This window comes from Streptomyces sp. AcH 505 (assembly GCF_000818175.1).
Lineage (GTDB): Bacteria > Actinomycetota > Actinomycetes > Streptomycetales > Streptomycetaceae > Streptomyces.
In genome coordinates, this window is sequence record NZ_JTIY01000001.1 from 3090226 (window position 1) to 3093351 (window position 3126).

At 71.8% G+C, this 3126-nt stretch carries 4 protein-coding genes and 1 pseudogene; all 5 read left to right on the top strand.

Annotated features, from left to right (window positions below; all coding sequences use genetic code 11):
* Positions 1-854: gephyrin-like molybdotransferase Glp (glp, locus tag HY68_RS14150; protein WP_041988745.1), on the top strand; the 854-nt coding region annotated here is incomplete at its 5' end.
* 72 nt (positions 855-926) lie between these two features.
* Positions 927-1514 (top strand): cyclic pyranopterin monophosphate synthase MoaC, encoded by a 588-nt coding sequence (gene moaC / locus HY68_RS14155; RefSeq protein ID WP_041988748.1) that lies wholly within the window; start codon positions 927-929, stop codon positions 1512-1514.
* The gene (locus HY68_RS14160; protein ID WP_041988751.1) at positions 1511-2002 is read left to right on the top strand and encodes a MogA/MoaB family molybdenum cofactor biosynthesis protein; all 492 of its coding nucleotides are present in this window, start codon (positions 1511-1513) and stop codon (positions 2000-2002) included. The genes moaC and HY68_RS14160 overlap by 4 nt, the downstream gene beginning before the upstream one ends.
* The gene (locus HY68_RS14165) at positions 1999-2622 is read left to right on the top strand and encodes a GNAT family protein (RefSeq protein WP_078863604.1); all 624 of its coding nucleotides are present in this window, start codon (positions 1999-2001) and stop codon (positions 2620-2622) included. The genes HY68_RS14160 and HY68_RS14165 overlap by 4 nt, the downstream gene beginning before the upstream one ends.
* Positions 2623-2764: 142 nt before the next feature.
* Positions 2765-3126, top strand: a pseudogene (locus HY68_RS45090) (hypothetical protein); the annotation flags it as partial.

Consider the following 3126-nt stretch of genomic DNA (forward strand, 5'->3'; position numbering starts at 1 on the left):
CGGCGGAGCCGCGCGCCCACGTCCGCGCCGCCGGCAGCGACGTCCACGCGGGCGACCTGGCGCTGGAGGCCGGCACGGTCATCGGGGCGCCGCAGATCGCGCTGCTGGCCGCCATCGGCCGCGGCACGGTGAAGGTACGCCCGCGCCCGCGCGTGGTCGTCATCTCCACCGGCAGCGAGCTGGTCCAGCCGGGCGAGGATCTCGGCGACGGCCAGATCTTCGACTCGAACAGCTTCGCGCTCACCGCCGCCGTCCGCGAGGCGGGCGCCATCGCCTACCGGGTCGGCGCGGTCAGCGACGACGCGGACAGCCTCCGGGCGACCGTCGAGGACCAGTTGGTCCGCGCCGACCTGGTCATCACGACGGGCGGCGTCAGCGTCGGGGCGTACGACGTCGTGAAGGAGGCGCTGTCCTCGGTCGGCGACGAGGACGAGCCGGGCAGCGGCATCGACTTCCGCAAGCTCGCCATGCAGCCGGGCAAGCCGCAGGGCTTCGGTTCGATCGGTCCCGAGCACACCCCGCTGCTGGCCCTGCCGGGCAACCCCGTCTCGTCGTACGTGTCGTTCGAGCTGTTCGTCCGCCCGGCCATCCGCGCCCTGATGGGCCGTGAGGACGTCAACCGCCCGACGGTGCGCGCGCGTCTTGAGAGCGACAAGCCCCTGTCGTCCCCCGCCGGGCGCCGCCAGTTCATGCGCGGTGTGTACGACGCGCGGTCGGCCTCCGTCAGGCCGGTCGGCGGGGCGGGATCCCATCTGATCGCGGCCCTCGCCCACGCCGACTCGCTGATCGTCGTCCCCGAGGAGACGACGTCGGTCGAGCCCGGCACGGAACTCGACGTGGTCCTGCTCGGCTGATCCCGTGGCGGTGGCGGTACCGTATCTGCCCACACAGGCCCGGTCGGGCCCGGACCGGGAGCACCACACCGAATGACTGTGTTTTCCCGGGGGGAATCCCCCGGAGCCGAGCAAGAGCCGCCCGGGCAGGGCCGCCTGACGCATCTCGACGAGTCGGGCGCCGCCAGGATGGTCGACGTGTCGGCGAAGGACGTCACGTCCCGCAGCGCGAGCGCCAGCGGCCGGGTGCTGGTCTCGCCGCGCGTGGTCGAGCTGCTGCGCGGCGGGGGAGTGCCGAAGGGCGACGCCCTGGCCACAGCGCGGATCGCGGGCATCATGGGCGCCAAGCGGACCCCGGAGCTGATCCCGCTGTGCCATCCGCTCGCCGTCTCGGGCGTCACCGTCGATCTGTCGGTCGCCGACGACGCCGTACAGATCCTGGCGACGGTGAAGACGACCGACCGTACCGGCGTCGAGATGGAGGCGCTGACCGCCGTCTCGGTCGCCGCGCTCACCGTCGTCGACATGGTGAAGGCGGTCGACAAGGGCGCGGTCATCACGGACGTACGGGTGGAGGAGAAGCGCGGCGGCAAGTCGGGAACCTGGTCGCGCACGACCGCCGCCGCCGAGACCCCGGCCACCCCAGGCGCCTTGCCCGCTCCGGACGGAGAGAGCGCATGACCGGCTACCGCGCGCTTGTCGTCACGGCGTCCAACCGCGCCGCGGCGGGCGTCTACGCCGACACCGGCGGCCCGCTCGTCGCCGAAGGGCTCACCGCGCTCGGCTTCACGACCGAGGGCCCGCGCGCCGTCCCCGACGGCGACCCCGTCGAGGAGGCGCTGCGCGCCGGCGTCACCGCCGGGTACGACGTGATCGTCACCACCGGCGGTACGGGCATCTCGCCGACGGACCGTACGCCGGAGGCGACCGGGCGCGTCATCGACTACGAGATCCGCGGCATCGCCGAGGCGATCCGCGCCGAAGGCCTCGCCAAGGTCCCGACAGCGGCCCTCTCCCGGGGAGTCGCCGGGGTGGCGGGCCGGACGCTGATCGTGAATCTGCCGGGCTCGACCGGCGGCGTACGCGACGGCCTCGCCGTGCTCGGCAGACTCCTCGTCCACGCCGTGGACCAGCTCCACGGCGGCGATCACCCCCGTACCTCCGGATGAACCCCGCCTGGCCCGTGATCCTGGTGGACGGCGACATCGCCCTCCGCCCGATAAGGCTGCGCGACCAGCGCGCGTGGCGTGAGGTCAACCGGCGCAACCGCGACTGGCTGCGCCCCTGGGAGGCGACCATCCCGCCGCCCGCGCCCGGCGCTCCGGTCACGCAGCGGCCCACCTACCGCCAGATGGTCCGTCATCTGCGCAGGGAGGCGAACGCGGGCCGGATGCTGCCGTTCGTCATCGAGTACCGGGGCCGGCTCGTCGGCCAGTTGACCGTCGCCGGGATCACCTGGGGCTCGATGTGCTCGGGCCATGTCGGGTACTGGGTCGACCGCGAGGTCGCGGGACGCGGCGTGATGCCGACCGCGGTCGCGCTCGCCGTCGACCACTGTTTCCGGATGGTCGGACTGCATCGTCTGGAGGTCTGCATTCGCCCCGAGAACGGGCCGAGCCGCCGTGTCGTGGAAAAGCTCGGATTCCGCGAGGAAGGGCTGCGCCCCCGCTATCTCCACATCGACGGAGCCTGGCGGGACCATCTCGTATTCGTACTCACGTCCGAAGAGGTGCCCGACGGACTGGTCCGCCGCTGGCATCAGGCAAGGCGCGGAACGACACAAAAATAAAATGTATGTTCGAAATTGACTGCCATGTGACCATGAGTCGATCCGAACAATCACAAAAAAAGTCCGTGATATCAGCCAGATCGTGCGACACACCGGCTCAATTGGCCGATGCCCTCGCGCGAACCCCTCTACGGTGTGAACCGTGAGCAGCAGCGGCCTCATCTACGCAGTCATTGTCGGGGCCTGGGCCGCCTACTTGGTGCCGATGTGGCTCCGCAGGCAGGACGAGCTCAACGAGGCACGTCCGACGGAACGCTTCAGTACCGCCATCCGGCTGCTGTCCGGAAGGGCGGCGATGGAGCGCCGTTACGCCAAGGAGCTGCAGGAGCGCACCGCTGAGGAGGCGGGTCCCGACACCGAGACGGGCGGCCGGACGGAATCGATGAGTTCCGTCGACGTCCGGTCCTTCGCCGCGCCCAAGGCGCGCACGGAAGCCCGGCTGGAGATCCCGGCCCCGTCGCCCCCCGCCAGACCCGCGCCCGCCCCGGCGCGCCGGCGGCGTAC